The 255-nt window shown below is 73.3% G+C and carries 1 protein-coding gene; it reads left to right on the forward strand.

Annotated features, from left to right (window positions below):
- A partial coding sequence (locus tag JHD63_RS23675) for a hypothetical protein (RefSeq protein WP_198973212.1) occupies positions 1–255 on the forward strand: 255 nt, incomplete at both ends.

Genomic DNA, 255 nt, shown 5'->3' on the forward strand with positions numbered 1-255 from the left:
GCGCGCTCAGCGCCGACCCGACGGTGGCGGACTTGTTCAAGGAGGAGCAGGCCCACGCCGCCGCCGCCATGCAGAATTTGCGCGAGAAGTTGGGCGCCTCCGAGGACACCGAGACCGGCCGCGCGCAGCTCGCGCGCATCGACGAACTGGCCGCCAAACTGAAGGAGGGCACGGGCGTCCTGCTGGCGGCGGCGGAGGACGGCGATGGCGCCGTGGTCGTCGGCAAGCTGCAGGGCACCTACCGGCCGGCGGCGC

The organism is Xylophilus sp. ASV27 (assembly GCF_016428875.1).
In the GTDB taxonomy this organism is placed as follows: domain Bacteria; phylum Pseudomonadota; class Gammaproteobacteria; order Burkholderiales; family Burkholderiaceae_C; genus Xylophilus.